This window comes from Actinoplanes sp. NPDC020271, from assembly GCF_044388125.1.
In the GTDB taxonomy this organism is placed as follows: Bacteria; Actinomycetota; Actinomycetes; order Mycobacteriales; family Micromonosporaceae; genus Actinoplanes.
In genome coordinates this window covers 1-24,058 of sequence record NZ_JBIRWQ010000050.1, presented here as the reverse complement: position 1 = coordinate 24,058, position 24,058 = coordinate 1, and the positions used below count along the sequence as shown (strand labels likewise).

The window sequence follows — 24,058 nt, the reverse complement described above, 5'->3', positions numbered from 1 at the left end:
TCCCCCCCCCCCGCCCCCCGCCCCCCCCGCGCCCCCGCCCCACCAACACAACGCGCATCCCGCGGCTGCGGGTTCGCGCCCCGTCGCCCCCCTCTCGGCGCCGGCCGCCAAGGGCGCAATGCCCGCGAGCCGGAGGCGACGCCGGTAGGCACAGCCCGCGAGCCGGAGGCGACGCCGGTAGGCTCAGCCCGCGAGCCGGAGCCGAGCCATCAGGCTCAGCGGATCCGCTTGACCTGCAGGCCGTGGTACAGCTTGCGGTAGACCACCCCGGTCCGGTGGTTCCCCGCGTCGATCATCATCCCGCGGCCCATGTAGATGCCCACGTGGCCGTGGCCGACCACCAGGTCACCCGGTCGCGCCTGACCGCGGGGGATCGTGCGGGCCCGGGCCGCCTGCGCCCGCGACGAGTGCGGCAGCCGCATCCCGGCCCGGGCGTACGCCTGCCGGGTCAGCCCCGAGCAGTCGAACCCGCCTCGGCCCTCGCCGCCGGTGACGTAGCGCCGGCCGAGCTGGGATCGGGCGTACGCGATCACCGCGCTCATCTGCCCGCCGCGCGCGGCTGCCAGCGGCCGCTCCACGGTCCGCCGCACCGACTTGCGCACCATGCCGCGGTGCGACACCGTGATTCGCCGTTGAGCGACCACCACGCGCCGCTGGGGCGCCCGGTACTGGCGTACCGCCTCCTGTCGCTGCACGCCGCGCTCGACGCGCTGGGACGCGCGGTGGCCGGTCCGCCGGGGCGTGCCGAGCGCGGAGCGGCGTACCGGCGTCACCGCCGCGCCCGCCCGTACCGCGGCCGGCGGGGCGGGCCGGACGGTACCGGCCCGGCGCTGCAGCGACCTGGTCGCGCGCAGCGCGAGCTGCTCACGGTGCTCGTAGAGGCTGGGATCGAAGCCGCCCGGGACGACGCGGGTCGCAAGGTCCGCTACCGGTGGCTCCGGATTTGCCGACGAGGCCTGCGGAGCTTGAGAAGCCTCCGTGGCGTGCTCGGCAGGGTCTACGGCCGGTGCGATGACGGCGAGCGCTAGTGCGCCGGCGGTCAGCACGCGGCGGGTGGACGTACCGTGCAGTGTTGCCTCCGAAATAGGCCCGGGGCACTCGCGCGAATCCCATCATCAGCGCGGGTGAACCTGCTCTACCGCGCTATTGCCGCCGTCGAAGGAGGGCAATGGGAACCCGGACAACTTTTGTGCATTCCGTGGACCATGCCAACACACCTTGAATTACGGCGTGGGTGGATTCAGATAATTGTCCCCCTGATCTCGAACAGATAAACGGCTGCTACTGCTCAGCCGAAGGCAGTGACATCCGGATGCCCGGGGTGGCTCCCGAGCCGTGCATCGAGAGCTCACTGAGCTGGGCATTCTTCGGAACGTCGAAGGGCAGTACGCCGTTCACGGAAGCGCCCGGGCGGATCTCGTCCAGCAGGGTCGGGCTGCCATCGTTGAGAAATACCGCAGCCTCGGCCGCGACGGCGTAGGCTCCACCATCGGTGTCGTAGACGCGCTGCGCCGAGCTGTCGAAAAGCTCCGGCTCCCGGCCGTTGTTGGTGACCCGCACGTCGAGCAGGCAGAACTGGCCTTCGGCGCGCTGCTCCAGCCCGTCCGGTCCGATCGCCGAAACGCCGCAGCGCACGTTCCGCACCCGTAGCCCGAAACCGCCGGGAACGGCGTCCTGGTAGTCGGCCGGGGGCAGACCGCGAATCACCCTCGGACCGACGGCGGGACGGTCTGCGGTCGCGACCGCCCAGATCCCGAAGGCGACCAGGGCGAGGGCGACGAGGATGCCGCCGCCCACCCAGATGCGCGCTCGCCAGCGCAGCGCCCACTCGTCCACGCCGTCGTCATCCGGATCGACCACCCGGATCGTCGTAGCCCGGTGCGAGGTGTACGTCACGGAGTCCCCCAGGGAACGGAGCCGGGGCGCGCCCGTGGGCCGGACGCGCTGTCCGTCCATGCTGGGTTCGCCACGGCCGGAGAACGCCGCGACACTCCGCAAAAAGGACTTTATCGGTCATACTATGACGTAGATCTTCCCCCGATCGGGTGATCAGCGCAGCAGCACGATCTTCCCCAGGTGGTCACTGGTCTCCATCACGCGCTGCGCCTCGGCCGCCTCGGCCAGCGCCATCGTGGTGTGAACGACCGGTTTCACGAGCCCCGCTGCGACCAGCGGCCAGACCTGCTCACGGACGCCGGTGACGATCCGCGCCTTGTCGGCGAGCGGCCGGGCCCGCAACGAGGTCGACGAGACCGTGCCGCGCTTGGCCATCAGTGCACCCAGATCCAGCTCGGCGCGGGTGCCGCCCTGAAAGCCGATCACCGAGATCCGCCCGTTCGCCGCGAGAGCCTCGATGTTGCGCGCCAGATACTTCGCACCGATGATGTCGAGCACCACATCGGCGCCCCGGCCGTCGGTGACCTCGTGCACCACCTCGACGAAATCCTGCTCGGAGTAGTCGATCGTCACGTCGGCACCCAGCGCCCGCAGCCGCTCGTGCTTCGCCGCCCGCGCGGTGACCAGCACCCTCGCCCCCAGCGCCTTGCCCAACTGGACGGCGAACGTGCCGATCCCGCTGCCCCCGCCGTGCACCAGGAAGGTCTCCCCGGCCCGCAACCGGTCATGCGCCACCACGTTGGACCACACGGTGCACGCCACCTCGGGCAGCGCGGCCGCTTCGACCAGCGACAGCCCGGCCGGCACCGGCAGCAGCTGACCGGCCGGCACCGCCACCCGCTCCGCATAGCCCCCGCCGGCCAGCAGCGCACAGACCCGCTCGCCGACATGATGACCTTCGACACCCGGCCCGACCGCGCTGATCACTCCGGAGCACTCCAGGCCCGGATAGATCGGCGCTCCCGGCGGCGGTGGATAGTGCCCCTGCCGTTGCAGCAGGTCAGCGCGGTTCACTGCGGCGGCGGTGACGTCGACGACGACCTCGCCCCGGGCCGGCTCCGGGTCCGGAACCTCGGCCCAGCGCAGTTGCTTCTCCTCGATCACGATCGCGTGCATCCCCCGACAATGCCTCACGGGTACGACACAAGCGACAGCGTCGCCGAGGCATCTGGCAGACTGGAGCCGCACTACGGGAGGATTCGCCTAGTGGCCGATGGCGCCGGTCTTGAAAACCGGTATGGGGAAACTCATCGTGGGTTCGAATCCCACATCCTCCGCTTCCCGCCCGCCTGGCGGATGTTTTGCCTGGAAGATCAACTTCAAGATCTTCCTGTCCGATCTCCGCGGTGGTCCTTCTCCGCCGCTCCCGCGGGGACCCTTCCGGCCTGAGCAGGGGCGCGGGGCGCCCCTGAACGCTCAGGCCGCAAGGGCGGCCTCCGTGGGCAGACACGGTCAGAGCAGAAACCCGTGGACCTGCCGGATTTCGACGACGGTCGTTACGATCCGGCCGTGAGGACATTCGGGATCGTGCTGGCCGCTCTCGGGCTGGGTGCGTTCGTGGGAGCTCAGACCGGTGCGGCGCTGACGATCCCGGCTGCGGTGGCCGGCGGTCTCGGGCTGCTCCTGGTCGCGTTCGGCAAGCGGGACGGTGGCAAGGACCTGATCCCGGGCCCGAGCGCGGCTTCCGTCACCGGGAAGGAGAAGCCGACCCTCAGCGGGCTCGGTGCGCGGGTCGAGCAGATCCTGCAACTCGCCGAGGAACAGGCGGCGGACAAGGTGGCGGAGGCCAACAAGGAGGCCGCACGGATCATCGCCGACGCCGAGGTGGAAGCGAACAAGCGCCGGCCGCTCGGAGCCTGAGGACAAGCGCCGGCCGCTCGGAGTTCGGGTCAGTCCCGCGGTGGATTCAGTATCATCTGCGGCCCGGTGCCCTGTGATGCCAGCCGGTCCCGCGGGTTGATCAGGCTGCACCGCTGCAGCGACAGGCAGCCGCAGCCGATGCACCCGGTGAGCTGGTCACGCAGCCGTTCCATCATGGCGATCCGCTCCTCCAGCCGGTGCCGCCAGTGGCTGGAGAGGCGCGACCAGTCGGCCTTGGTGGGTGTCCGGTTCTCCGGCAGCTCGGCGAGCGCCTCGCGGATCTCTTCGAGCGACACCCCGACCTGCTGGGCGATCTTGATGAACGCGATCCGGCGCAGGTCGGCCCGTTCGTACCGCCGCTGGTTACCGCCGGTCCGGGCGGCGTGCAGCAGGCCCTCCCGCTCGTAGTAGCGCAGCGCTGAGGGCGCCACCCCGCTGCGGGCGGCCATCTCGCCGATGGTGAGGGTCTCCATGCGGTCCCCTTGAGTTGAAGTTCACTTCAAGTTGCAGCCTATCCGACATGACTGTTTCCGCGCTGCACCGCTTGACCGGTGACGAGAAGCACGCGCCGAGCGCGCATTCCACACTGGACGTGATCCGCGTCCTCTACGAGCGGGTCCTCCGGATCACGCCCGAGACCGCCGACGAGCCGGACCGTGACCGCTTCCTGCTCTCCAAGGGGCACGGGCCGGCCGCGTACTACGCGGTGCTGGCCGACCGCGGCTTCATCCCCGACGACTGGCTGGACCGGATGGGGCAGTGGAACAGCCCGCTCGGCACGCACCCGGACCGCCTGCTGATCCCCGGCGTCGAGGCCGGCACCGGCTCACTCGGGCACGGCCTCGGGCTGGCCGTCGGGGTCGCCCTCGGGCTGCGGGCCCAGGGTTACACCGAGAGCCGCACGTTCGTGCTGCTCGGCGACGCGGAACTGGACGAGGGGTCGAATCACGAGGCGATCGCGTACGCCGCGGCGCTGCCCCTGCCGTTGACCGCGGTCGTCATCGACAACCGGTCGGCGACCCACGGCTGGCCGGGCGGCATCCCGGCCCGTTTCCCCGGCTGGACGGTCTCCCTGGTCGACGGGCACGACCACGACGAGATCGAACGGGGCCTGCTCGTCCGTACCGGAAAACCGCATGTGATCGTCGCGACGGTCGAACCGAAGTGGAGCTGAAGATGATGCGGGAGACGTTCGTCGCCACCACCACCGCGCTGCTCGACGAGGATCCCAGGACCGCGCTGGTGCTCGCCGACATCTCCGCCGACGTGTTCGAGCCGGCGCTGCGCGCACATCCCGATCGGGCGCTCAACGTGGGCATCCGGGAGCAGCTGATGGTCGGCGTCGGAGGTGGGCTGGCGCTCACCGGGTTGCGGCCCTACCTGCACTCCTACGCGCCGTTCCTGATCGACCGGGCGTACGAGCAGATCAAGCTCGACCTCGGGCACCAGGACACCGGCGCGGTGCTGGTCAGCATCGGCGCGTCCTACGACTCGGCGGCCTCCGGGTACACCCACCACTCACCCGGTGACGTCGCGCTGCTCGACACGCTCGACGGCTGGACCGTGCTGGTTCCCGGGCACCACGACGAGGTGCCGGCCATGCTGCGGGAGGCGGCCCGGCACGACGACCGGGTCTACATCCGGCTGGGGTTGCAGGAGAACGCCCGGGCGTACCGGGACGGCGGGAAGCTGTGCGTGCTCAGGCGTGGTGGACCGCTGGTGGTCGCGGTCGGGCCGATGCTCGACCCGGTGCTCGCGGCGACCGCGGACCTGGACGTCACCGTGGCGTACACCAATACGCCGCGGCCGCTGGACGCCGAGGGACTGCGACTGCTCACCGCGGGCGACGTGATCGTGGTCGAGCCCTACCTGGCCGGCACGTCGGCGCGCCTGGTCAGCGAGGCGCTCAGCGGCCTGCCACACCGGGCGCTGCACCTCGGGGTGGGCCGGGCCGAGGTACGGAATTACGGAACCTGGGAGGACCACGCCCGTGTCCACGGCTTGGACACGGCCGGTCTGCGGGCGTCGATTCAAGCGTTCCTAGCTTAGGAAGACCTCGCGCAGCTTCGCCTCGAACAGCCACACCGATCCGGTGTCGGGGAACTTCATCCGGAACCGCTCGCGCACCCCGTCCACCGCGGTGACCGCCATCTCCAGGGCCGGGCGGCTCAGGTCGGGACGCCAGGTGACGTTGCTCAGATGCCGCAGGTTCGTGTTCAGGTGCAGGCGCAGCCGGTGCAGCAGCGGCGTCCGCTGGATCACGATCAGGCGCCGGTGGGTGAGCAGCAGCAGGTACTCACCGGCGAGCGGGGCGTCCGGCCGCGTGCACCGGGTCACCAGAACCGCGTCGTCGCCGGCGTCGACGCAACGCTCGACGATCGGGAGGTGCCGGCTGGGAATCGCTGCGCCGGCTTCGACGGTGGCGGGAAGGAACGTACGCGAGATCACGTCCATGACTTGTTTAACGGGTTGTGAACGGCGGAGGCAGCGGGCTGAGCTGCTGAATAAGGAATTACAACGTTCGTGCTGCCATAGTGTGCCCATGCAATGGCGCGTCAAGCCGGTCCTGCCGGTCACCAAACTGATGGGCGCGGCAGCCGTGGTGGTGCTCGCCGTCGCATTCGCCGGCCACGATTCGATCCGATGGGCACTCGCCGTCCTGGTCGGTGCCGGGCTCGCCCTCTGGGCGCTGCGGGATCTGCTCGTCCCGGTCCGGCTCGCCGCGGACGCCGCCGGGGTGACCGTGGTGACCGGCTTCGCCGGGCGGCGGCACGTGCGCTGGTCCGAGGTGGAGAGGGTGCGGGTCGACCGCACCACACGACGCGGCCTGCGCAGCGAGCTGCTGGAGATCGACGCCGGCGACGCCATCTACCTTTTCGGGAAGCAGGAACTGGGCGCGCACCCTGAGGACGTCCTCACCGAGCTCGCCGGCCTCCGCACTTGAGTCAAGCCCCCGCGAAGCCCGCTCGGAAGCACTCTCAGCAGCGCGCCGCCAGCCCCCGGTTGGTTTTCACCGTAGTTGAGAGGCACGAATAGCCACGGTGAGCCGGGACGGACTCGCGGGCGCACCCGATCAGGGAAGGATGTCGTAAGTGCGCCAGATCGACAGGGCGATCAGCGCGCCCAGCAGGATCACGCAGCCGACGACCTGTTTGGCGGTGCGGTGCGGCAGCTTCGAATACGCCAGCACCGTGGTCACGGCCGCACCGACGGCGAGACCGCCGAGGTGACCGGCCTTCGAGATCTGCGGGATGCCGAACGTGAACAGCAGGTTGGTGATCAGCAGCGGGATCAGCGAACTGGTGTCCAGCATCAGCCGCCGGTTCAGGATGATGATCGCGATGATCAGGCCGAACGTGGCCGTCGAGGCGCCGGCTGACGGCTGGTTGGGCGCCTGGAACAGGTAGCACGCGACGTTGCCGCCGATGCCGGCCAGGAAGTAGATCGCGAGGAAGCGCGCCGGGCCGAAGCGGGACTCCAGATAGGTCCCGATCTGCAGCAGCAGCGTCATGTTGAGCAGCAGGTGCACCACGCCGTAGTGCAGGAACATGGCGGTGACCAGCCGGTACCACTCGCCGTCGGCGATGCCGTGAACGCTGCCGTCCGGGTACGACGCCCAGCCGATCACCTCGCCGGCGTCGGTCACCGGGGTGCCCGAGCCGAGCAGGCCGAAGAAACCACCGGCGCCGGCGATCGCGCGCGGGCCGCCGAGGATCACCGATGCCACCATCACCAGGACGTTGATCCCGATGATGGTGCGCACGGCATAACCCGCCTGGCCGGCGGCGCGACTCCCGCCGAAGGCATTGAGCGCGCGCCGCTGGCCCCGGCGGCCGTCCTTGACGCAGTCGGGGCATTGATAGCCGACAACCGCGTCATTCATGCATTTGGGGCAGATCGGCTTTTCACACCGGCTGCAGCTGAGCAGGGTTTCCGTCTCCGGATGGCGGTAGCACACCGGCGTCGTGGAGGGGGCCTCGCTCATTCCCCAAAGGTACCGTGAGCGTCAGGAACGCTCGATCTCCACCCGCTCGACCACGACGTCCTCACGCGGACGGTCGCCGGGGCCGGTGGGGGTGTTCGCGATCGAGTCGACGACCTTCGCCGACTGCTCGTCCGCGACCTGGCCGAAGATGGTGTGACGACGGTTCAGGTGCGGGGTCGGGCCGACCGTGATGAAGAACTGCGAGCCGTTGGTGCCCGGCCCGGCGTTCGCCATGGCCAGCAGGTACGGCCGGTCGAAGGAGAGCTCCGGGTGGAACTCGTCGGCGAACTGGTAGCCCGGGCCGCCGCGGCCGGTGCCGGTCGGGTCGCCCAGCTGGATCATGAAGCCGGCGATGACCCGGTGCGAGATCGTGCCGTCGTAGTAGGGCCCGCTGCCCTTCTGACCGGTGCGGGGGTCGGTGTACTCCTTCGTTCCCTCGGCCAGATCCACGAAGTTCCGGACGGTCGCCGGAGCGTGGTCCGGGAACAGCTGAAGCCGGATCGGACCGTGGTTGGTGTGCAGGGTGGCGTAAATCGTCTCGGCCACGGGTACTCCCGTCTGCGTTGGATGGGAACAGTCTCTTCAGTTCGGATCCTCCCCCATGTGTCTGATCCGGCCGCGCGGGGGTACCCGAGAAGGCAACATGAGCTGGAACAAGACCACAGGAGGTGGCACTGGTGTTGGCAACGATGCGCCGTAAGCGCCGGAGCGCGCGGATGCGTGACGAGCTCGGGCAGAGCGTGGATCACTTCAAGCGCGCCGCTTCGATCGCTGCTCAGGAGACCAGCGCGACGGTCGGGCCTCGGCTGAATGCCGCCGTCGAGCGCGTCCAGCCGGCCGCCGAGAAGGCGAAGGGCGCCGCGACGCAGAGCTGGGACAGCGCGCTGGCCACGCTGACCCCGCTGGTCGCCGCCGCGACCGAGAACGTGCGGCAGGCCGGCAAGAGCACGAAGAAGGTTTCCAAGAAGGAGCTGAAGGCCCAGCGTAAGCAGGCCGAGAAGCTTCAGCGCCGGGCCGAGAAGGCGCTGGGTCGCAAGCAGCGCGGCCGGGGCAGCAAGCTCGCCGGGTACGCCCTGCTGGGCACCGCGCTCGGCGTCGGTGCCGCCTGGTATGCCAAGCGTCGCAGCCAGGCGCAGTGGGAGGAGTACGACGCCGCGCCCAACCCGACGCCGGTCGCCGGTGCGGACGACGCCGCGTTCGAGCCGCTGGAGCCGACCGTCTACACCACGTCGAACGGGACCGCGGCGACCTCGGACCAGACCGGCAAGTCCTTCCCCGCGAAGTAGTAACCGCTGCTCAGTGTCGGCCGGCCACCTCCGGGTCGAGGAGAGGGCCGGCCGGCAGCAGTGCGAGCACCTCGGCCGGCACGGTGACGGGCTTCACGTCGGGGTAGCCGAGCCGGGGCAGCAGTTCCGCGCTCGCCAGGGGGAAGCCACGGCCGTCGTCGGTGACCAGGTGCACGGCGCCGGTGGTCGCGGTGACGACGGCGCCTTTTCCGCGCGGCACGTGCACGGCGTCGATCCGCGTCTGACCGGTCGGTGTGGTTCCCTCGGGGACGGCGACGTCGAGTCGGATGGTCGCCGGCTCGTTCATCGGACGGGTGACACATGCCCGTACGGCGAAATCGGCTGTTTCTGCAGTCGACGGCACCGCGGTGAGGTCCGGGCCGGCCGGCACCGCGTCGATCCACGCGGCCGCGACCGGTGACGGCGTGCGGCCCGCCCCGCCCGCCGGCAGTTGGAACCGGCGCCCGTCACGGACGAGGAACGTCCGCCCGGCGGGATCCCGTACCAGCAGTGCGCGCCCGGTCAGCGGTGCACCGGCCGGAACGGTCCCGACCAGCAGCGTGCCGTGCCCGGCACGGTCGGTGCAGACCGTCCAGGCATCGGCGAGCAGGCCGGCCGGCAGCGACTCGGGAGCATCCGCGATGCCGAGCGTCGTGCCCAGCGGCACCTTCGCCAGTTTCCCGGGCGCGACCGCCTTCACCGACGGCCCGACCAGCAGCAGCCCGGACGTGTAGTTGAGGATCGGGTGCAGGCGGGCGTCGGACTCCAAGTAGACGTAGCGTGCGCCGGTCCCACGGTCGAGCAGGATCGCCGACGGGTCGGTCGGCGAGGCCAGGCCGGCGCCGGTGAGCATGCCGTAACCGGCCAGGAGGCCGGTGGCGAGCGCGGCGAGCAGGACACCGGTCAGGGTCACCGTCCCGGCCCGGCGCAGCGGCAGCCGGCGTGGATCGGCGTCGTGGGCGACGAGCGCGCTGATCAGCCGCTGAGTCTGGAGCTCCCGCACCATCGCAGCTTATCGATATCTACAGCCAGCCGTTGCGCTTGAACGCGCGGTAGAGGATCACAGTCGTGATCGCGAGCGCCGCCATCAGCCCCGAATAGCCATACCGCCAGTGGAGTTCCGGCATGTACTCGAAGTTCATGCCGTAGATGCCGGCCGCCGCGGTCCAGGCAGTGGCGATACCGGCCCAGGCCGCGATCTTGCGCATGTCGTTGTTCTGGTCGACGGTGACCTGGGCCAGCCGCGCCTGCAGGATCGAGTTGAGCAGGTCGTCGTAGGAGGAGACCTGCTCGACCGTACGCGTCAGATGGTCCTGCACGTCCCGGAAGTACCGCCGGATCTCCTTGGGCACCACGCCCTGGCTGGCGATGATCCCGGCGAGCGGGCGTTGCAGCGGCACCACCGCCCGGCGGAACTCCACGAGCTCCCGCTTCAGCTGGTAGACCTGCTGGATCGGGGCGCTGCGATCGCGCGAGAAGACGCCTTCCTCGATCAGGTCCAGGTCGGCCTCGACCTGCTCGGCCACCACCATGTAATGGTCGACGACCCGGTCGGTCACCGCGTAGGCGACCGCCCAGGGGCCCTGCTCCAGCAGGTTCGCCCGCTGTTTTTCTAGGTCGGCGCGGACCGGGGACATCTCGGAGGCCTCGCCGTGCCGGACGGTGATCACGAACCGGTCACCCACGAAGATCATCATCTGGCCGGTCTCGACCACCTGGGAACTTTCGGTCAGCTCCTGGTGCGGCACGTACCGCGCGGTCCGCAGGACGAGGAAGTGCACCTCGCCGAACTGCTCCAGTTTCGGCCGCTGCTCGGCCTTGACCGCGTCCTCCACGGTCAGCTCGTGCAGGCCGTAGGTGTGGGCGATCCCGGTCATCTCCTGCTCGGACGGCTGGTGCAGGCCGAGCCAGACGAACGCGTCGTCGCGTCGGCGGACCTCGTCAAAGGCCTGGTCCGGGGTGAAGGCGCCGGGAATCCGCTGGCCGGCCACGTAGACGCCGCAGTCGACGACCGCGCTGCCGTCCACGCCGGTCTCACCGGGCTGCTGGTTCGTCTCGGCCGAGCCGAGGAAGCGATTCATCGCACGGGCCGCCCATGCCCTGGACAGCGGGCGGTTACGGCTCCAGGAACCGTTTTCCTGTTCGCTCATGCCGACCTCCCCCGCCTGACCCGACAAACCAATCGAGGCTACTTCGTCCGGTCCGTGGGAGGTACGGCCGGGCGGGCCACCGAAGTCGGCGGGGGGTCGGACTCACGGAGCCCACCCGGACGGACTTACTACTTCCCGCGCCCGTCCGGGTGGAAACCGGGAAATTACCCGCGAACCTCGTCGATCGCCTCGGCCAGCCGCCGGACACCCTCGTCGATCTGGTCGACGGTGACCGCGGAGTACGCCAGGCGCACCGAGTTGTGGCCGCCCTCCAGCAGGAAGTCGCTGCCCTTGACGATTGCGACGCCCTTCTTCATGGCCGCCGGGAACAGCTTGTCCACGTCGATGTCGGAGGGCAGGTCGACCCAGAGGAAGTACCCACCGTCGGGCTCGGTGAAGGTCGCGCCCGGGATCCGGTCACGAATCGAGTCGGCCAGCACGCGGGCCCGCTCGCCCAGCGCCTCGCTGACGGTCCGGACCGACTTCTCGATGGCACCGGAGACGCAGAACTGGTGCACGATCGCCTCGGAGACCATGCCCGGGGAGATGTAGAGGTTGGTGGCCTTCTTCGCGATCGCGTCGATCAGCGCGGCCGGGCCGACCAGATAACCGACGCGGACGCCGGGGCAGACCGTCTTGGTGAAGCTGGAGGCGTGCACGACCAGGTTGTTCGTGTCCAGCGACAGCATCGAGGGCAGCGGCTCGCCACGGAACCGGATGTCCACGTACGGGTCGTCTTCGAAGATGATGAACTCGTACTGCTCGGCCAGGGCCAGCAGTGCCCGGCGCTTCTCCGCGGAGAGTGTGAGCCCGGCCGGGTTCTGGTAGTTCGGGATGATGTGGGCGAGCTTCGGGCGGACCCCGGACTCCAGCAGCCCGCGCAGCTCGTCGATGTCGATGCCGTCCTCGCGCAGCGTCACCTGGTGCACCTTGGCGCCCAGGTTCTGCAGGTTGAGCAGGGTGCGGTCGTAGGTCGGCTTCTCCACGACCACGTCGTCACCGGGCTGCACCAGGTGGCCGAAGAGGAACGCGTCGGCCTGCAGCGAGCCGTTGGTCACGATGACCTGGTCCGGCGAGACGCCGTGCTTGTCCGCGATCCACTTCCGCAGCGGCAGATATCCGACGGACGTGCCGTAGGCGGTGACACCGGCCGGATCGTTGTCGAAAGCGCGGGCGGCGGCGGCCTTCAGGCCTTCCACGTCGACGATGTCCAGCGACGGAGCACCACGGGCGAACGAGATGAGCTGCTCAGCGGTCATGCCGACCAGCTTAGAAGGGCGCTGTCGACCAGTTCGTAGCGGATTCCCACTCGCAGGAGGAACCATGATCGGCCTCATTCTCGCCGCCGGAGCCGGACGACGGCTGCGCCCGTACACCGACACCCTGCCCAAGGCGCTGATCCCGGTGGACGGCGAGATCACGATCATGGACATCACGCTGCGGAACCTCGCCGCGGTGGGACTGAGCGACGTGACGATCGTGGCCGGGTACCGCGCCGAGGCCATTCACGAGCGAAAAGACCGATTCGAGCGTACGTACGGTGTCCGCCTCACCCTCGTGCACAACGACCGCGCCGAGGAGTGGAACAACGCGTACTCCCTGTGGCTGGCCCGGGAGCACTTCGCGCGGGGCGCCCTGGTCGTCAACGGCGACACCGTGCACCCGGTCGGCGTCGAGAAAAGCCTTCTCGCCGCGCGCGGCCCCAGCATCCTGCTCGCCGTCGACACCGTTAAGCAGGTGGCCGACGAAGAGATGAAGACGGTTTTCGGCGCCGACGGCCGGCTGACCAAGATCACGAAGTTGATGGATCCGGCCGAGTCGCACGGCGAGTACATCGGCGCCTGCCTGATCGAGGCGCCCGCCGCATCGGCACTGGCCGACGCGCTGAAGACGACCTGGGAGCGCAACCCTGACCGCTACTACGAGGACGGATTCCAGGAGTACGCGAATTCCGGCGGCGCCGTCCGCGCGGCGGAGATCGGCCCGGTCGAGTGGATCGAGGTGGACAACCATGATGACCTTGTCAGGGCGCGGGACATCGCATGCCGCTGCTAGTTCGTAGCGTCCAGACCCCGCTGCACATCGAGGTCCGGCGGGGCGCCGTCGCGGATCTGGGCCGCATCCTCGCCGACGGCCGGATCTCGGCCGGTGGCGAGGTCGCGGTCGTGGTCGGGCCCGGCCTGGGCGAGCGGATCGCCGCCACGCTGCGGCCGTCGCTGTGCGCGGCGACGATCCACGTCACCGGCGGCGGCACCCTGGACGCGGCCCTGGACCTGGCCGACGAGCTGCGCTCGGGCAACTACGACGCGGTGGTCGGGATCGGCGGCGGCAAGACCGTGGACACGGCGAAGTACGCGGCCAGCCGCTGGGGCCTGCCGATGGTCTCGGTCGCCACCAGCCTCGCCAACGACGGCATCGCCTCACCGGTGGCCAGCCTGGTCAACGATGGGATCAAGGGGTCGTACGGCGTTCACATCCCGTTCGGCGTGATCGTCGACCTGGATTTCGTGGAGACCGGGCCGGACCGCGCCAACCGGGCCGGCATCGGCGACGTGATCAGCAACATCAGCGCGCTGGCGGACTGGGAACTGGCCCGCGTGATCCGCGACGAGCCGGTCGACGGACTGGCCGCGTCGCTGGCCCGGATGGGCGCCGAGGCGGTGCTGACGATGCCCGGTGACATGGGCGACGACGCGTTCGTCACGGTGCTGGCCGAGTCGCTGATCGCCAGCGGCCTGGCCATGGCGGTCTCCGGCAGCAGCCGGCCGTCGTCCGGCGGCTGTCACGAGATCATGCACGCGATCGACGCGCTCTACCCGGGGACCGCCTCGCACGGCGAGCTGGCCGGGCTGGGCGCGCTGTTCTGCACGTTCCTGCGCGGCGACGACCGGCGCTTCGCCCAGATGGCCGACTGCCTGGGCCGGCACCGGCTCCCGCGCCTACCGGCCGAGGTCGGGCTGGACGACGAGCAGTTCGCCCGGGCCGTCGAGTTCGCCCCGCGAACCCGGCCGGACCGTTACACCATCCTCGAACATCTGGCGATGACGCCGGACGAGACCCGGCAGAGGCTGACCGAGTATGCGCACGTTCTCGCGGCCCGCTGAGCCCGCGGCCCACCCCACGGCGGCCGACTACTACGCGGTCAACCGTGGCGGCGGCCTGTTCAGCGAGGCGATCAGCCAGCGGATCGGCTCGCGGATCGCGGTCCTCGCGCGCCGCCACGGCCTGAGCCCGACCGCGCTGACCATCCTCAACCTGGGTCTGGGCCTGCTCACCGCGTTCGTGGTGATCGCGGCGGCCGGCCCGGTCGCCGACGAGCGGATTCCCGGAACGCTGATCGGGCTGATCGCCCTGGCCGGCTGGCAACTGGCGTATGCCCTGGACTGCGCCGACGGCCAACTCGCCCGTGGCACCGGGCAGAGCACCGCGGCCGGCGGCCGGCTCGACGTGCTCTGCGACGTGGCGGTGCAGTCGGCGCTGGTGGCGGCCCTGTCGACGACCGCCAAGGCGCAGGAGCCGGACACCCCGGCGTGGCTGCTGTCCGCGTTCGCCGCGACCTGGATGGTCAACCTGGTCACGTCGGTGATGCAGCAAGGTACCCAGGCGTCGAGCATGGTGACCAGCCGTTCGCCGACGGTGCGCGCGGTGAAGCTGATTCGTGACTACGGCGCGGTGATCGCTCTGGCCGGGCTGTTGCTCGTCGTGGCGCCGCAGTTCGCGGTCTGGTTCGTGGCAGTGTTCACGCTGGTCAACGGCGGATTTCTGGCGGCCAGCATTGCGTTCACCGGGCGCAGCGCGCTCCGAGGCTAGATCGAAAACCGATTGGCGCGTACGTCGCGGGAGCGCCTTTCCCGACGTACGCGCCAATGGGCTTGATCTTGATCTAGACCCGCACCGGAATCGCCGATGACGAGCCCAGCACCGTCCCCGTGGCGTCCAACGCCTCGGCGACCACGTATTCCGGCGTGCCGGTGACGGTCAGCGTCGTCTCGAAGCCGGTGCGCGCCGCCTCGACCGTCGTGCCGAGCTGCTGCGGCTGCCCGCCGGCCCGCGCCCGCCACCGGGCGATGCCGGTGTGCCCGTTCCAGCTGGCGCTGACGATCACGTTGCCGTTCTCGACGCGCAGGCCGAGCGCCGGCTGGTCGTGCGGGGCACCGGCCCACTCGGACTTGTAGGCCCGGTACGACTGGTTGTCGAGCGGCAGGTGCCCGGCCAGGCGCACGGTCCCGTCCGGCGCGTGCTCGGTGAAGTGCGGATCCTGCCCCCAGCCGATGAACGAGCCGCCGTCGGCCAGCTCACGGAAGTTGCCCTGGGTCGGTGCCGAGACCCGGTCCGGGTGCACGAACTCGGACACGAAGGTGACCTTCTTCGCGGCCTCGTCCACCTTGAACACCAGCCCGCGCGAGTAGTCACGTTCCTTGGTCACCCCGGCGCCGTTGTCGAAGACGCTGTAACTGCCGTCGCGTCGCCGCCGGAAGTCGTGCTGCCAGTAGAAGGCGGCCTGCTCGTCGACCGTGAAGTCGGACTTCTTGCCGCCGATCCGCCAGATCACCTCGCCGGTCTTCTTGTGGACCTTGTAGACGGTCCAGGTGTGCCGCGACGAGAGCAGCAGGTGACCGTCGGCGTCCAGGCCGACCGAGTTGGGGTGCAGGTAGTCGTAGGGCAGGTGGGCCGAGTCGCCCTGCGGCAGCGGCGCGTACGACTCGGCGAGCGTCACGTGGTCGCTGGCCCGCCACTCGAAGAGCCGCTTGCCGGTGGCGATGTCGATCTCCTGGAGCACGCCGTCGTGCAGCACCCCGTCGATCGGGCCGCCGACCGGCGACAGGTCGTACGGGATCGGGTCGTAGACCCAGAAGAGCGCCGTGTCCCGTGGCGTGATCACGAAGTCGTGCTGGTCGGCCTGCTCGGTGCCGGCCGCGCGCACCCGGGTGATCTCCCGGTAGGCCTGATCCGCGATCACGAACTCGCCCTGGCCGACGCCCTGCCCGCCGGTGCCCCCGATGGTTCCCTCCCACCAGGTCAGCACCGGTTTGTCCTGGTACAGCTGGGCCTTGAAGTCGATCGCCACGGTGGCCGGGTCGGGGACCTTCTTGAACCAGACCGGGGAACCGGTCTCGTCGACCATCATCGGGCCCCAGAGGCCGGTGCCGGAGGCGGGCGTGAGCAGGATGTATCCGGGGGTCGTGCCGTTCGCCGCGGTGGTGATCGTGACGTCGGGCAGGGTGCGCAGGTCGGGGCGGGAGCGGAACTTGGGCGGCGCAGCAGTCGCCACTGGAGCGCTTTGTCCGGATTTTTCCCCGGATTTGCCTAGAGCGAACCCGGCTCCGCCGACGGCAACGGCCGCGGCGGAGCCGACAAGAAGAGCACGTCGGGAGACCACGCCCGCGAGATTCCCCGCCCTGCCCCGGAGCTACCTCAACGGACGCTGTGAATGCATGTCCGAATACACCTCGATCAGGCGCTTGGTCAGCACATCCGGGTGGAAGTGGGTGAGATAGCGCTCGCGCGCCGCGACCGCCGTCCGGGCTGCCTCGGCCCGCGCGACAGGCAGCACCGCGGCCAGCGCCGCCGGATCCGGCTCGGCCAGCCAGCCCGCGTCCCCGATCAGGTACGGCACCCCGCCGACCTTCGTGCCGAGCACCGGCCGCCCGGACGCCATCGCCTCCAGGATCACCGTCGGCAACACGTCCTCCCAGGTCGGGACGGCGACGACGACGGACGCGGCCCGGCGGGCCGCGGTCATCCCGGCCCGGTCCAGCGGGCCCAGGTAGGTGACGTCGGACCGCTCGGCCGCGGCCTGCTCGGCCAGGTGGCGCAACTCCCCGTCACCGGCGATCCGCAGCGGGCCGAGCGAGCCGTCCGGGTGCCGCCGCCACGCGTCCAGCAGCAGGCCCAGGCCCTTCTCCGGGGAGAGCCGGGCGCCGTAGAGGAACCCGTCGCCGAGCGGATCCGGCTGACCCGGGTCGGGCAGGCCGTTCGGCTTGATCACGATGCGGTCGGGCGCGATGCCGTAGTCGGTCAGGTGCGCGGCGATCTTGTCGGTGAGCGCGATGTAGCGGTCCACCGAGCGCCAGGTCGGCCGGTGCACGGCGAGGGTGGTCGCCATGATCGCGCTCTGCGCCGCGGAGCCTCGGTAGCACTTGTGCTTGATCGCCGGCCAGCCGAGCAGTTTGCCGCGACAGTCCCGGCAGTTGTGGCCGTCCCGGAAGTAGAGCCCGGAGGAGCAGACCTGGCGGTAGTTGTGCACGGTCTGGACGACCGGGACTTCGTATTTGTGCGCGGTCCGGATGACCGTGGGCGATAAAAGTGGATAAGGGTTATGAAGGTGAAGAACATCCGGTTTTTCGGTCTCGATCAACTCGGCAAGATCGCGTTGAGCGGCGACTCCCAGGATCGGGGAAACCGGAAGTAAAGCTTTCTGGCTCTTCGAGAAACCCGAGATCGAGTCGGAACTCCGCTGGAACGGCAGCACTTCCAGGCCCGCCGCCCGGAGCTGCTCGATCTCGGTGTCCACGATGACGTTCTCCCCGGAGGGGATCGCCTCGCGGTACCGGTTGTGCGCAACGACCACCTTCACGGGTCAGAACGCTACCGTGGACCTGTGCCCGAACTCCCTGAGGTCGAGGCGCTCGCTGCGTACCTGCGGGAGCGCGCGGTCGGCCACACCGTGCAGCGCTTCGAGGTCTCCTCGTTCAGCGCGTTGAAGACGTACGATCCGGCGCCCTCCGCCCTGACCGGCCTGCCGATCACCTCGGCCGGGCGGCACGGCAAGTTCCTGGACATCGGCATCGGCCCCGAGGTGCACCTGGTGGTCCACCTCGCCCGGGCCGGCTGGCTGCACTACCGCGACGCGTTCAAGTCGCCGGCCCCGCTCAAACCGGGCAGCGGGCCGATCGCGATCCGGGTGCGGCTCGACGACGGTTCCGGGTTCGACCTGACCGAGGCCGGCACGCAGAAGTCGCTCGCCGCCTACCTGGTTCGTGACCCACAGACCGAGGTCCCGGGCGTGTCGCGGCTCGGTCCGGACGCTCTCGCGGTCTCCCGGGATGAGTTCATTGATGTGATCCGGTCCAGAAATGGCCAGGTCAAGGGCATCCTCACCGATCAGGAGGTGCTCGCCGGGATCGGCAATGCATACTCCGACGAGATCTTGCACGTGGCGCGGATGTCGCCATTCGCACTCACCGGAAAGCTCACCGACGAGCAGCTCACCACGTTGTACGAGGCGATGCGCGAAGTGGAGACGGACGCCGTGCAACGCTCGGTCGGGCAGAAAGCCGCCGAGCTCAAGGGCGAGAAGCGGGCGGGGATGCGGGTGCACGCCCGTACGGGTCTACCATGCCCGGTCTGCGGAGACACCGTGCGTGAGGTCTCGTTCGCCGACAAGAGCCTGCAATACTGCGCCACCTGTCAGACCGGCGGAAAACCGCTCGCCGACCGCCGCCTGTCCAAGTTGGTCCGGTGAGGACCGCCACCGGCCGGTCACTGACGGTGTCGGTAAGGATTGCTACCACAACGTCACCTTCTCTCCGGCCGATCCATCGGTATAGTGGCCCGGTCCCTGGGCACCCGTTGTGACGCGAACGGGTATCTGCGGACCCACCGACGGCCCCGAGGTGGTGGCGGTGCGTAATCTTTTTCCGGATGCGGGAGGACGTAGGCGAAGTGACGACTAGCCTGCATCGCCCAACGACCGACAGCAGCCGGAGTAAGCCCGTGCGGTACGACAGCTTCGAGTGGCCGCAGCAACAGGAGCAGCCACCGAGCAACGGTGTCCCCCGATCGGCGTGGACCCGGCAAAAACGCAGGCTCTCCCGCTGGCATCGGCCCTACACCGCGGTCCTGATCGTCCTCGACCTGCTCTCCACGCTCGGCGCCAGCTGGATCGCCGACGTCGCGCTCGAGAAGTCGCGCTCCGGCTTCCAGGGCAAGAGCTGGTGGTTCTTCGAGGGCGGCGACCTCTTCAACTTCTTCGCGTACCTGGTGCTTCCGCTCGGCTGGCTGCTCCTGCTCTGGACCAACGGCACGTATGACCGCCGTTACCTGGGCCTGGGCAGTGAAGAGTTCAAGCGCATCGTGCGTACCTCGGTCACCGTTGTGGCCGCGGTCTCCCTGCTCGCGTTCGCCACCAAGACCGGTCTGTCCCGTGGCACGGTCGCCACGGTGTCGCTGAGCGCGCTGCTGTTCATCCTGACCGGCCGCGTCGCCGCCCGTCAGGTGCTGCACCTGTCCCGGCGCCGCACCGGTCACGGCGCGCACCGGATGATCCTGGTCGGCACGCTCCCCGAGGCGCTCGAGGTCTACACCGCGGTCACCCGCAGCCCGGCCGCCGGCCTGATCCCCGTCGCGATCCACATCACCGACGGTTACGCGGCCACCCGCGGCATCGAGACCCCGATCCCGATCTACACCGGCCGTGACGTCCTGTCGCTGGTCCGCGAGGTCGGCGCCGACACGATCGCGGTCTGCGGCTCGGCCAGCAACGAGCCCGGTGAGCTGCGTCGCCTCGCCTGGCAGCTGGAGGGCACCGGCGTCGACCTGGTCGTCGCGCCGCAGCTCACCGACATCGCCGGCCCGCGCGTGCACATCCGCCCGATCGAGGGCCTGCCGCTGCTGCACGTCGAGGAGCCCACGCTCTCCGGCCCCGGCTGGCTGATCAAGAACCTGCTGGACCGCGTCGTCGCCGGCATCGGCCTGATCCTGATCAGCCCGATCCTGGCCGTCATCGCGCTCGGCATCCGGCTCTCCGACCCCGGCCCGGTCTTCTTCCGGCAGACCCGCGTCGGCCACGACGGCCAGACGTTCAAGGTCTGGAAGTTCCGGACGATGTACATCGACGCCGAGGAACGCAAGGCCACGCTGGAGGAACTCAACGAGTCCGACGGCATGCTCTTCAAGATGAAGCACGACCCGCGAATCTTCGCCTTCGGGCAGAAGCTGCGCGCGACGTCGCTGGACGAACTCCCCCAGCTGATCAACGTGCTCAAGGGCGAGATGTCGCTGGTCGGCCCGCGCCCGCTGCCCGCCGACGACGGCGACTACCTGGGCGACGTCCGGCGCCGCCTGCTGGTCCGGCCCGGCATCACCGGGCTGTGGCAGGTCAGCGGCCGCTCCGACCTGTCGTGGGACGAGGCGGTCCGGCTCGACCTCTACTACGTCGACAACTGGTCACTGACCTACGACCTGAGCATCCTCTGGCGGACGATCTTCGTCGTGCTCAGGCGCAAGGGCGCTTACTGAGCCATCGTCTTCCTGGCCCGCGACTTCAGGTCGCGGGCCTGATTTCTTGGCGCACGGCCCGGCTCGCTTCCGCCTCTGAAGATCAAATTCTTCATGTCCCATCTCCGCTGTGGTCCAGATCGTCGCTCCCGCGGGGGCCCTTCCGGGCCGAGCAGGGCGCGGGGCGCCCAGAACGCTCAGCCCTCCAGGGCGGCCTCCGTGGGTGGGCACGGTCCGGGCAGCAAACCCGCCGGCACACTCGAGCCGGCCGGCCCCACGGCCAGGAGCTTGCGATCCCGCAGTGGGTCCCGGAAAGCACGCGCCTGCGGGTTCCGGCTGGTTCTCACCGTGATCACTCGTGCCTCATGACCAGCGGCAACCAGGACCCGCTCCGCCGGCCGTGGATATCCACAGTGGCATTCAGGAGGAACCGGTTGACGGAGTTGTCCACAGCGGGAAGAAGTGGCATGGCGCTGGAGGCTCGGAGGCGTCAGGATCTGTGCCGTGGCTGGGCAGATCGGAAGTGTGCTCGCGGTGGTCGCCGTGCTGGCGGCGCTCGCCGCCGCCGTGGTGGCGGTGCTGCGCCTGCGGGCCCGGCGCGGAATCGCCACGACGATGCAACGCGCCACCTGGGAGGTGCTGCACACGGCCTCCCTGGCGGCCGAGCCGCTGCGCTCCGGGCTGACGCCGGCCACCGCGGCGAAAGCGGCCCGGCATCTGCGCACCCTCGTCGGCGCGGTCGGCCTGAGCCTGTCCGACGGTGAGACGTGCCTGGCGTTCGACGGGCGCGGCGCTCACCACTCCGACCAGCTGACCGCCGCCGCCCGGCGCGCCCTCGACACCCGCCGCTCGATCGTCCTGACCGCTTCCGACCTGCCCTGCGACCGCGTCGACTGCGTGGTCCGCGGCGCGGTCGTCGCCCCGCTCCCCGGCCCCGACGTCACCGGCCGCGCTCCGGATCCGGTCACCACAGCAGCCACCCGCCCGGGCCGCTCCGCCAGCACCACATCAGCCACCCGCCCAGGCCGCTCCACCGGCACCACAGCGGCCACCCGGTCAGGCCGCTCCACCAGCACGACAACCGCGAACACAGGCCGCTCGGGGCGTTCTCCCGGGCCGACCGGCGCGACCGCGGGTGGATCTTCCGGGGCGGCGGCTCTGATCGCGGTTGCGGACGGCCCACCGGCGCCGGGTCTCGTGCAGGCGACGCTGGAGGCGGCCCGCTGGGCGGGTTCCCAACTCGCGCTGGTCGAGCTGGACTCCTCACGGGAACGGCTGGCCCGAGCCGAGGTCCGTGCGCTGCGCGCCCAGATCAGCCCGCACTTCATCTACAACGCGCTGACCGCGATCGCCTCGTTCGTGCGCACCGACCCGGAGCGGGCACGTGAGCTGATCCTGGAGTTCGCCGAGTTCACGCGCTACTCGTTCCGGGCCCACGGCGAGTTCACCACCCTGGCCGAGGAACTCCGCTCAATCGACCGTTACCTCACCATCGAACGCGCCCGCTTCGGCGACCGTCTGCAGGTCAGGCTGCAGATCGCCCCCGAGGTGCTGCCCGTCGGCCTCCCGTTCCTGTGTCTGCAACCCCTGGTGGAGAACGCGGTCCGTCACGGCCTGTCCCGCAAACCCGGCGTCGGTATGGTGAACATCGAAGCCCGTGACGCCGGAGCCGAATGCCACATCACGGTTGAGGACGACGGCGTGGGCATGGATCCGTCAGTTTTCGGGCAGAACGGCTCGGACAACGAGGACGGCCAGCACGTGGGCCTGGTCAATGTGGACGAACGGTTACGTTCGGTCTTCGGCGATCACCACGGCCTGGTCGTCGAGACGGCCCCCGGCGCGGGCACGAAGGTGAGCATGCGAGTCCCGAAGTTCCACCCCGAGGTCCGCGCATGACCCAGCCCACGCCCCGCAGCTCGCTCGCCAGCAGGCCCGGCGCCAGCACCGCTCACTCCGCCTCACCCCGTCACCCGAACGCCGCTCGATGCACCCCTGGCAGCCAGCCCACCAGGCTCGTCTGCCCCCCAGCGCTGCATCGAACAACCCGGAGCACATCCGAGAGCCAGCCAACCGGTCTCGGCTGGGCCGCAGAGGTGTCTCGCAAGCCCGCAGACACCTCTGAGCGCAGGCCGGGCACGTCCGGGCTGCGGCCAGCGGTGTGTCGGAGGGGTGGAGGCGACGCTCGGCGCCAGCCGGATGGGGTGGGTTGGGTCCCCGGGGCTTATGGCACTGGGGGCGGGGCCGCTGGCGTGCGGACCGCTGGCGTGCGGACCGCCGGCGTCGGGACCGCCAGCATGCGGACCGCCGGCGTCGGGACCGCCAGCATGCGGACCGCCGGCGTCGGGACCGCCAGCATGCGGACCGCCGGCGTCGGGACCGCCGGCGTCGGGACCGTCGGCGTCGGGACCGTCGGGGAGCAGCGAGGGCGGGGGTGGACGTGAGTTTGGTCGTATTGGCGGTGGATGACGAGCCACCGGCACTTGACGAGCTGGCCTATCTGTTGGATGCGGACGGCCGGGTCGCCCACGTGCACCGCGCCGGGGATGCGACTGAGGCGCTGCGGGTGTTGCGGGACACCGAGGTGGACGCGGTTTTCCTGGACATCCGGATGCCTGGGCTGGACGGCATGGAGCTGGCCCGGATCCTGCGCCGGTTCGCTCACCCGCCGGCGATCGTGTTCGTGACCGCCTATGACGACGGCGCGGTGGACGCGTTCGACCTGGGTGTGACCGACTACGTGCGTAAGCCGGTGCGCGCCGAGCGGCTCGGGGAGTCGTTACGGCGTGTGGCGGGGCTACGGGCGGTTCCGGCTGCACCGTCGGCGTCCGGGGCGGACGAGCCGGCGATCCCGGTCGAGCTGGCCGGCACGACCCGGATGCTGCCGCGTTCGTCGGTCCGGTGGGTCGAGGCGCAGGGCGACTACGCACGGTTGCACACCGCGGACGCTTCTCACCTGGTCCGGGTCTCGCTCGCTACTCTGGCCGAGCGCTGGGCCAACGCCGGTTTTGCCCGGATCCACCGGTCCTATCTGGTGCAGTTGCGGCTGGTCACCGAGCTGCGCTTGACCGGTTCCGGCTATGTCGTCGCGGTTGACGGGGTGGAGCTCCCGGTCAGCCGACGGCATACGCGGGAACTGAAAGACCGTCTGATTCGCGCCGCGAAGCACGACTGGACGCGCTAATCCACACCACTATCCACAACCCCACCGACTTACCCACAGAGTTATCCACAGGCTGGCGGGGGATAACCACAAGCCTGTCTTAAGCCGCGGCTGATACTCCACAGGCCCACGACTCGCCCGCCGATCTCCCGCCCGAATGTCCAGCTCGCAGCCCCTCCGGCAAGCCCTGTCCGTTACTGTTCAGGTGCCCAGTAGCGGGTGGTCGAGCCGAACGCCTCGTCCCGAAGCTCGACGTACGTCAGCTGCGCGATCTGTGCAGCGAGCCGCCCGTAGAGCTCCCGGGCCACCAGCTCGAACGTGGGCCGGAACGAGAACAGCGACGTCCAGACGGCACCCGACAGTTCGGCGCAGCATCTGTCCAGCAGATCCCCGGCCACGTCCGTGTCTAACTGGACGTTTTAATAACGTTAGGTGAGTTATCGGAGGGTTGAGAACACGCAATCTCGGCTACGGCTGGCCGATACGCCCGAATCAACCC

At 69.9% G+C, this 24,058-nt stretch carries 25 protein-coding genes and 1 tRNA gene; 13 read left to right on the top strand and 13 right to left on the bottom strand.

Annotated elements, in window-relative coordinates:
* Window positions 1-215: 215 nt before the first annotated feature.
* From ACH442_RS46460 to ACH442_RS46450, 3 genes are all read right to left on the bottom strand, one after another.
* The gene (locus ACH442_RS46460) at window positions 216-1,046 is read right to left on the bottom strand and encodes a C40 family peptidase (protein WP_396344624.1); all 831 of its coding nucleotides are present in this window, start codon (window positions 1,044-1,046) and stop codon (window positions 216-218) included.
* A gap of 235 nt (window positions 1,047-1,281) precedes the next feature.
* Complete coding sequence (locus ACH442_RS46455; RefSeq protein WP_396344623.1) at window positions 1,282-1,836, bottom strand: DUF4352 domain-containing protein; 555 nt, start codon at window positions 1,834-1,836, stop codon at window positions 1,282-1,284.
* Between the two features lie 213 nt (window positions 1,837-2,049).
* Window positions 2,050-3,012: an NAD(P)H-quinone oxidoreductase gene (locus tag ACH442_RS46450; RefSeq protein WP_396344622.1), complete on the bottom strand. Its 963-nt coding sequence runs from the start codon at window positions 3,010-3,012 to the stop codon at window positions 2,050-2,052.
* A gap of 76 nt (window positions 3,013-3,088) precedes the next feature.
* On the opposite strand from ACH442_RS46450, the gene ACH442_RS46445 reads away from it, so the two are divergent.
* Both ACH442_RS46445 and ACH442_RS46440 read left to right on the top strand, forming a co-directional pair.
* Window positions 3,089-3,173, top strand: a tRNA-Ser gene (locus ACH442_RS46445).
* 232 nt (window positions 3,174-3,405) lie between these two features.
* A complete protein-coding gene (locus tag ACH442_RS46440; protein WP_396344621.1) occupies window positions 3,406-3,756 on the top strand; it encodes a hypothetical protein in 351 nt (116 codons plus the stop codon).
* Window positions 3,757-3,785: 29 nt separating this feature from the next.
* Here ACH442_RS46440 and soxR read toward each other — a convergent pair whose 3' ends face one another.
* Window positions 3,786-4,229 carry a redox-sensitive transcriptional activator SoxR gene (gene soxR, locus ACH442_RS46435; protein WP_396344620.1) on the bottom strand — a complete coding sequence of 148 codons (444 nt, stop codon included), beginning with the start codon at window positions 4,227-4,229 and terminating at the stop codon, window positions 3,786-3,788.
* Window positions 4,230-4,276: 47 nt separating this feature from the next.
* Here soxR and ACH442_RS46430 point away from each other — a divergent pair, with 47 nt between their 5' ends.
* Both ACH442_RS46430 and ACH442_RS46425 read left to right on the top strand, forming a co-directional pair.
* Window positions 4,277-4,930 (top strand): thiamine pyrophosphate-dependent enzyme, encoded by a 654-nt coding sequence (locus ACH442_RS46430; RefSeq protein WP_396344619.1) that lies wholly within the window; start codon window positions 4,277-4,279, stop codon window positions 4,928-4,930.
* A gap of 5 nt (window positions 4,931-4,935) precedes the next feature.
* A complete protein-coding gene (locus ACH442_RS46425) occupies window positions 4,936-5,805 on the top strand; it encodes a transketolase family protein (protein WP_396344634.1) in 870 nt (289 codons plus the stop codon).
* Here the strand turns inward: ACH442_RS46425 and ACH442_RS46420 are convergent.
* Entirely contained in the window at window positions 5,797-6,210 is a 414-nt protein-coding gene (locus ACH442_RS46420; protein ID WP_396344618.1) for a hypothetical protein, read from the bottom strand. The two genes, ACH442_RS46425 and ACH442_RS46420, sit on opposite strands and share 9 nt — an antisense overlap.
* An 88-nt stretch (window positions 6,211-6,298) precedes the next feature.
* Here ACH442_RS46420 and ACH442_RS46415 point away from each other — a divergent pair, with 88 nt between their 5' ends.
* Complete coding sequence (locus ACH442_RS46415; protein ID WP_396344617.1) at window positions 6,299-6,700, top strand: PH domain-containing protein; 402 nt, start codon at window positions 6,299-6,301, stop codon at window positions 6,698-6,700.
* A gap of 129 nt (window positions 6,701-6,829) precedes the next feature.
* Here ACH442_RS46415 and ACH442_RS46410 read toward each other — a convergent pair whose 3' ends face one another.
* Window positions 6,830-7,741 carry a rhomboid family intramembrane serine protease gene (locus tag ACH442_RS46410; protein ID WP_396344616.1) on the bottom strand — a complete coding sequence of 304 codons (912 nt, stop codon included), beginning with the start codon at window positions 7,739-7,741 and terminating at the stop codon, window positions 6,830-6,832.
* Window positions 7,742-7,762: 21 nt separating this feature from the next.
* Window positions 7,763-8,287, bottom strand: coding sequence for a peptidylprolyl isomerase (locus ACH442_RS46405; RefSeq protein WP_396344615.1), 525 nt, complete (start codon window positions 8,285-8,287; stop codon window positions 7,763-7,765).
* A 170-nt stretch (window positions 8,288-8,457) separates the two neighbouring features.
* Here ACH442_RS46405 and ACH442_RS46400 point away from each other — a divergent pair, with 170 nt between their 5' ends.
* A complete protein-coding gene (locus ACH442_RS46400; protein ID WP_396344614.1) occupies window positions 8,458-9,027 on the top strand; it encodes a hypothetical protein in 570 nt (189 codons plus the stop codon).
* 10 nt (window positions 9,028-9,037) lie between these two features.
* On the opposite strand, the gene ACH442_RS46395 is transcribed toward ACH442_RS46400, so the two are convergent.
* The 3 genes from ACH442_RS46395 to ACH442_RS46385 all read right to left on the bottom strand — a co-directional run bounded on the left by ACH442_RS46395 (window position 9,038) and on the right by ACH442_RS46385 (window position 12,436).
* Window positions 9,038-10,033, bottom strand: a complete 996-nt coding sequence (locus ACH442_RS46395) for a type VII secretion protein EccB (protein WP_396344613.1) — start codon at window positions 10,031-10,033, stop codon at window positions 9,038-9,040.
* A gap of 16 nt (window positions 10,034-10,049) precedes the next feature.
* Window positions 10,050-11,177 carry a magnesium and cobalt transport protein CorA gene (locus ACH442_RS46390; RefSeq protein ID WP_396344612.1) on the bottom strand — a complete coding sequence of 376 codons (1,128 nt, stop codon included), beginning with the start codon at window positions 11,175-11,177 and terminating at the stop codon, window positions 10,050-10,052.
* Window positions 11,178-11,341: 164 nt separating this feature from the next.
* Window positions 11,342-12,436: a PLP-dependent aminotransferase family protein gene (locus tag ACH442_RS46385; protein ID WP_396344611.1), complete on the bottom strand. Its 1,095-nt coding sequence runs from the start codon at window positions 12,434-12,436 to the stop codon at window positions 11,342-11,344.
* A 64-nt stretch (window positions 12,437-12,500) separates the two neighbouring features.
* On the opposite strand from ACH442_RS46385, the gene ACH442_RS46380 reads away from it, so the two are divergent.
* The 3 genes from ACH442_RS46380 to ACH442_RS46370 are packed head-to-tail and all read left to right on the top strand — an operon-like array spanning window position 12,501 to window position 14,987.
* The gene (locus tag ACH442_RS46380; RefSeq protein ID WP_396344610.1) at window positions 12,501-13,232 is read left to right on the top strand and encodes a sugar phosphate nucleotidyltransferase; all 732 of its coding nucleotides are present in this window, start codon (window positions 12,501-12,503) and stop codon (window positions 13,230-13,232) included.
* The gene (locus tag ACH442_RS46375) at window positions 13,220-14,281 is read left to right on the top strand and encodes an iron-containing alcohol dehydrogenase family protein (RefSeq protein WP_396344609.1); all 1,062 of its coding nucleotides are present in this window, start codon (window positions 13,220-13,222) and stop codon (window positions 14,279-14,281) included. Before ACH442_RS46380 ends, ACH442_RS46375 begins: the two co-directional genes overlap by 13 nt.
* Window positions 14,256-14,987 carry a CDP-alcohol phosphatidyltransferase family protein gene (locus tag ACH442_RS46370; protein ID WP_396344608.1) on the top strand — a complete coding sequence of 244 codons (732 nt, stop codon included), beginning with the start codon at window positions 14,256-14,258 and terminating at the stop codon, window positions 14,985-14,987. Before ACH442_RS46375 ends, ACH442_RS46370 begins: the two co-directional genes overlap by 26 nt.
* 73 nt (window positions 14,988-15,060) lie before the next feature.
* On the opposite strand, the gene ACH442_RS46365 is transcribed toward ACH442_RS46370, so the two are convergent.
* Together ACH442_RS46365 and ACH442_RS46360 are read right to left on the bottom strand one after the other, a co-directional pair.
* Window positions 15,061-16,449: an arylsulfotransferase family protein gene (locus tag ACH442_RS46365; RefSeq protein WP_396344606.1), complete on the bottom strand. Its 1,389-nt coding sequence runs from the start codon at window positions 16,447-16,449 to the stop codon at window positions 15,061-15,063.
* A 138-nt stretch (window positions 16,450-16,587) separates the two neighbouring features.
* Window positions 16,588-17,754 carry a glycosyltransferase family 4 protein gene (locus ACH442_RS46360; protein ID WP_396344605.1) on the bottom strand — a complete coding sequence of 389 codons (1,167 nt, stop codon included), beginning with the start codon at window positions 17,752-17,754 and terminating at the stop codon, window positions 16,588-16,590.
* A gap of 24 nt (window positions 17,755-17,778) precedes the next feature.
* On the opposite strand from ACH442_RS46360, the gene ACH442_RS46355 reads away from it, so the two are divergent.
* The 4 genes from ACH442_RS46355 (at window position 17,779) to ACH442_RS46340 (ending at window position 23,580) form a co-directional block, all read left to right on the top strand.
* Window positions 17,779-18,642: an Fpg/Nei family DNA glycosylase gene (locus ACH442_RS46355; protein WP_396344604.1), complete on the top strand. Its 864-nt coding sequence runs from the start codon at window positions 17,779-17,781 to the stop codon at window positions 18,640-18,642.
* A 179-nt stretch (window positions 18,643-18,821) separates the two neighbouring features.
* A complete protein-coding gene (locus ACH442_RS46350; RefSeq protein ID WP_396344603.1) occupies window positions 18,822-20,417 on the top strand; it encodes a sugar transferase in 1,596 nt (531 codons plus the stop codon).
* A 594-nt stretch (window positions 20,418-21,011) separates the two neighbouring features.
* Window positions 21,012-22,295, top strand: coding sequence for a histidine kinase (locus ACH442_RS46345; protein ID WP_396344633.1), 1,284 nt, complete (start codon window positions 21,012-21,014; stop codon window positions 22,293-22,295).
* Window positions 22,296-22,836: 541 nt separating this feature from the next.
* Window positions 22,837-23,580, top strand: coding sequence for a LytR/AlgR family response regulator transcription factor (locus ACH442_RS46340; protein ID WP_396344602.1), 744 nt, complete (start codon window positions 22,837-22,839; stop codon window positions 23,578-23,580).
* A gap of 173 nt (window positions 23,581-23,753) precedes the next feature.
* On the opposite strand, the gene ACH442_RS46335 is transcribed toward ACH442_RS46340, so the two are convergent.
* Complete coding sequence (locus tag ACH442_RS46335) at window positions 23,754-23,957, bottom strand: hypothetical protein (RefSeq protein WP_396344601.1); 204 nt, start codon at window positions 23,955-23,957, stop codon at window positions 23,754-23,756.
* Window positions 23,958-24,058 lie beyond the last annotated feature (101 nt).

What these genes read in the sequence shown, in the direction of transcription:
- ACH442_RS46450 (WP_396344622.1), bottom strand. Translation starts at nt 3,012, where the DNA reads ATGCACGCGATCGTGATCGAGGAGAAGCAACTGCGCTGGGCCGAGGTT.
- soxR (WP_396344620.1), bottom strand. Translation starts at nt 4,229, where the DNA reads ATGGAGACCCTCACCATCGGCGAGATGGCCGCCCGCAGCGGGGTGGCG.
- ACH442_RS46430 (WP_396344619.1), top strand. Translation starts at nt 4,277, where the DNA reads ATGACTGTTTCCGCGCTGCACCGCTTGACCGGTGACGAGAAGCACGCG.
- ACH442_RS46425 (WP_396344634.1), top strand. Translation starts at nt 4,936, where the DNA reads ATGCGGGAGACGTTCGTCGCCACCACCACCGCGCTGCTCGACGAGGAT.
- ACH442_RS46420 (WP_396344618.1), bottom strand. Translation starts at nt 6,210, where the DNA reads ATGGACGTGATCTCGCGTACGTTCCTTCCCGCCACCGTCGAAGCCGGC.
- ACH442_RS46415 (WP_396344617.1), top strand. Translation starts at nt 6,299, where the DNA reads ATGCAATGGCGCGTCAAGCCGGTCCTGCCGGTCACCAAACTGATGGGC.
- ACH442_RS46410 (WP_396344616.1), bottom strand. Translation starts at nt 7,741, where the DNA reads ATGAGCGAGGCCCCCTCCACGACGCCGGTGTGCTACCGCCATCCGGAG.
- ACH442_RS46400 (WP_396344614.1), top strand. Translation starts at nt 8,458, where the DNA reads ATGCGTGACGAGCTCGGGCAGAGCGTGGATCACTTCAAGCGCGCCGCT.
- ACH442_RS46395 (WP_396344613.1), bottom strand. Translation starts at nt 10,033, where the DNA reads ATGGTGCGGGAGCTCCAGACTCAGCGGCTGATCAGCGCGCTCGTCGCC.
- ACH442_RS46390 (WP_396344612.1), bottom strand. Translation starts at nt 11,177, where the DNA reads ATGAGCGAACAGGAAAACGGTTCCTGGAGCCGTAACCGCCCGCTGTCC.
- ACH442_RS46385 (WP_396344611.1), bottom strand. Translation starts at nt 12,436, where the DNA reads ATGACCGCTGAGCAGCTCATCTCGTTCGCCCGTGGTGCTCCGTCGCTG.
- ACH442_RS46380 (WP_396344610.1), top strand. Translation starts at nt 12,501, where the DNA reads ATGATCGGCCTCATTCTCGCCGCCGGAGCCGGACGACGGCTGCGCCCG.
- ACH442_RS46375 (WP_396344609.1), top strand. Translation starts at nt 13,220, where the DNA reads ATGCCGCTGCTAGTTCGTAGCGTCCAGACCCCGCTGCACATCGAGGTC.
- ACH442_RS46370 (WP_396344608.1), top strand. Translation starts at nt 14,256, where the DNA reads ATGCGCACGTTCTCGCGGCCCGCTGAGCCCGCGGCCCACCCCACGGCG.
- ACH442_RS46350 (WP_396344603.1), top strand. Translation starts at nt 18,822, where the DNA reads ATGCGGGAGGACGTAGGCGAAGTGACGACTAGCCTGCATCGCCCAACG.
- ACH442_RS46345 (WP_396344633.1), top strand. Translation starts at nt 21,012, where the DNA reads ATGCAACGCGCCACCTGGGAGGTGCTGCACACGGCCTCCCTGGCGGCC.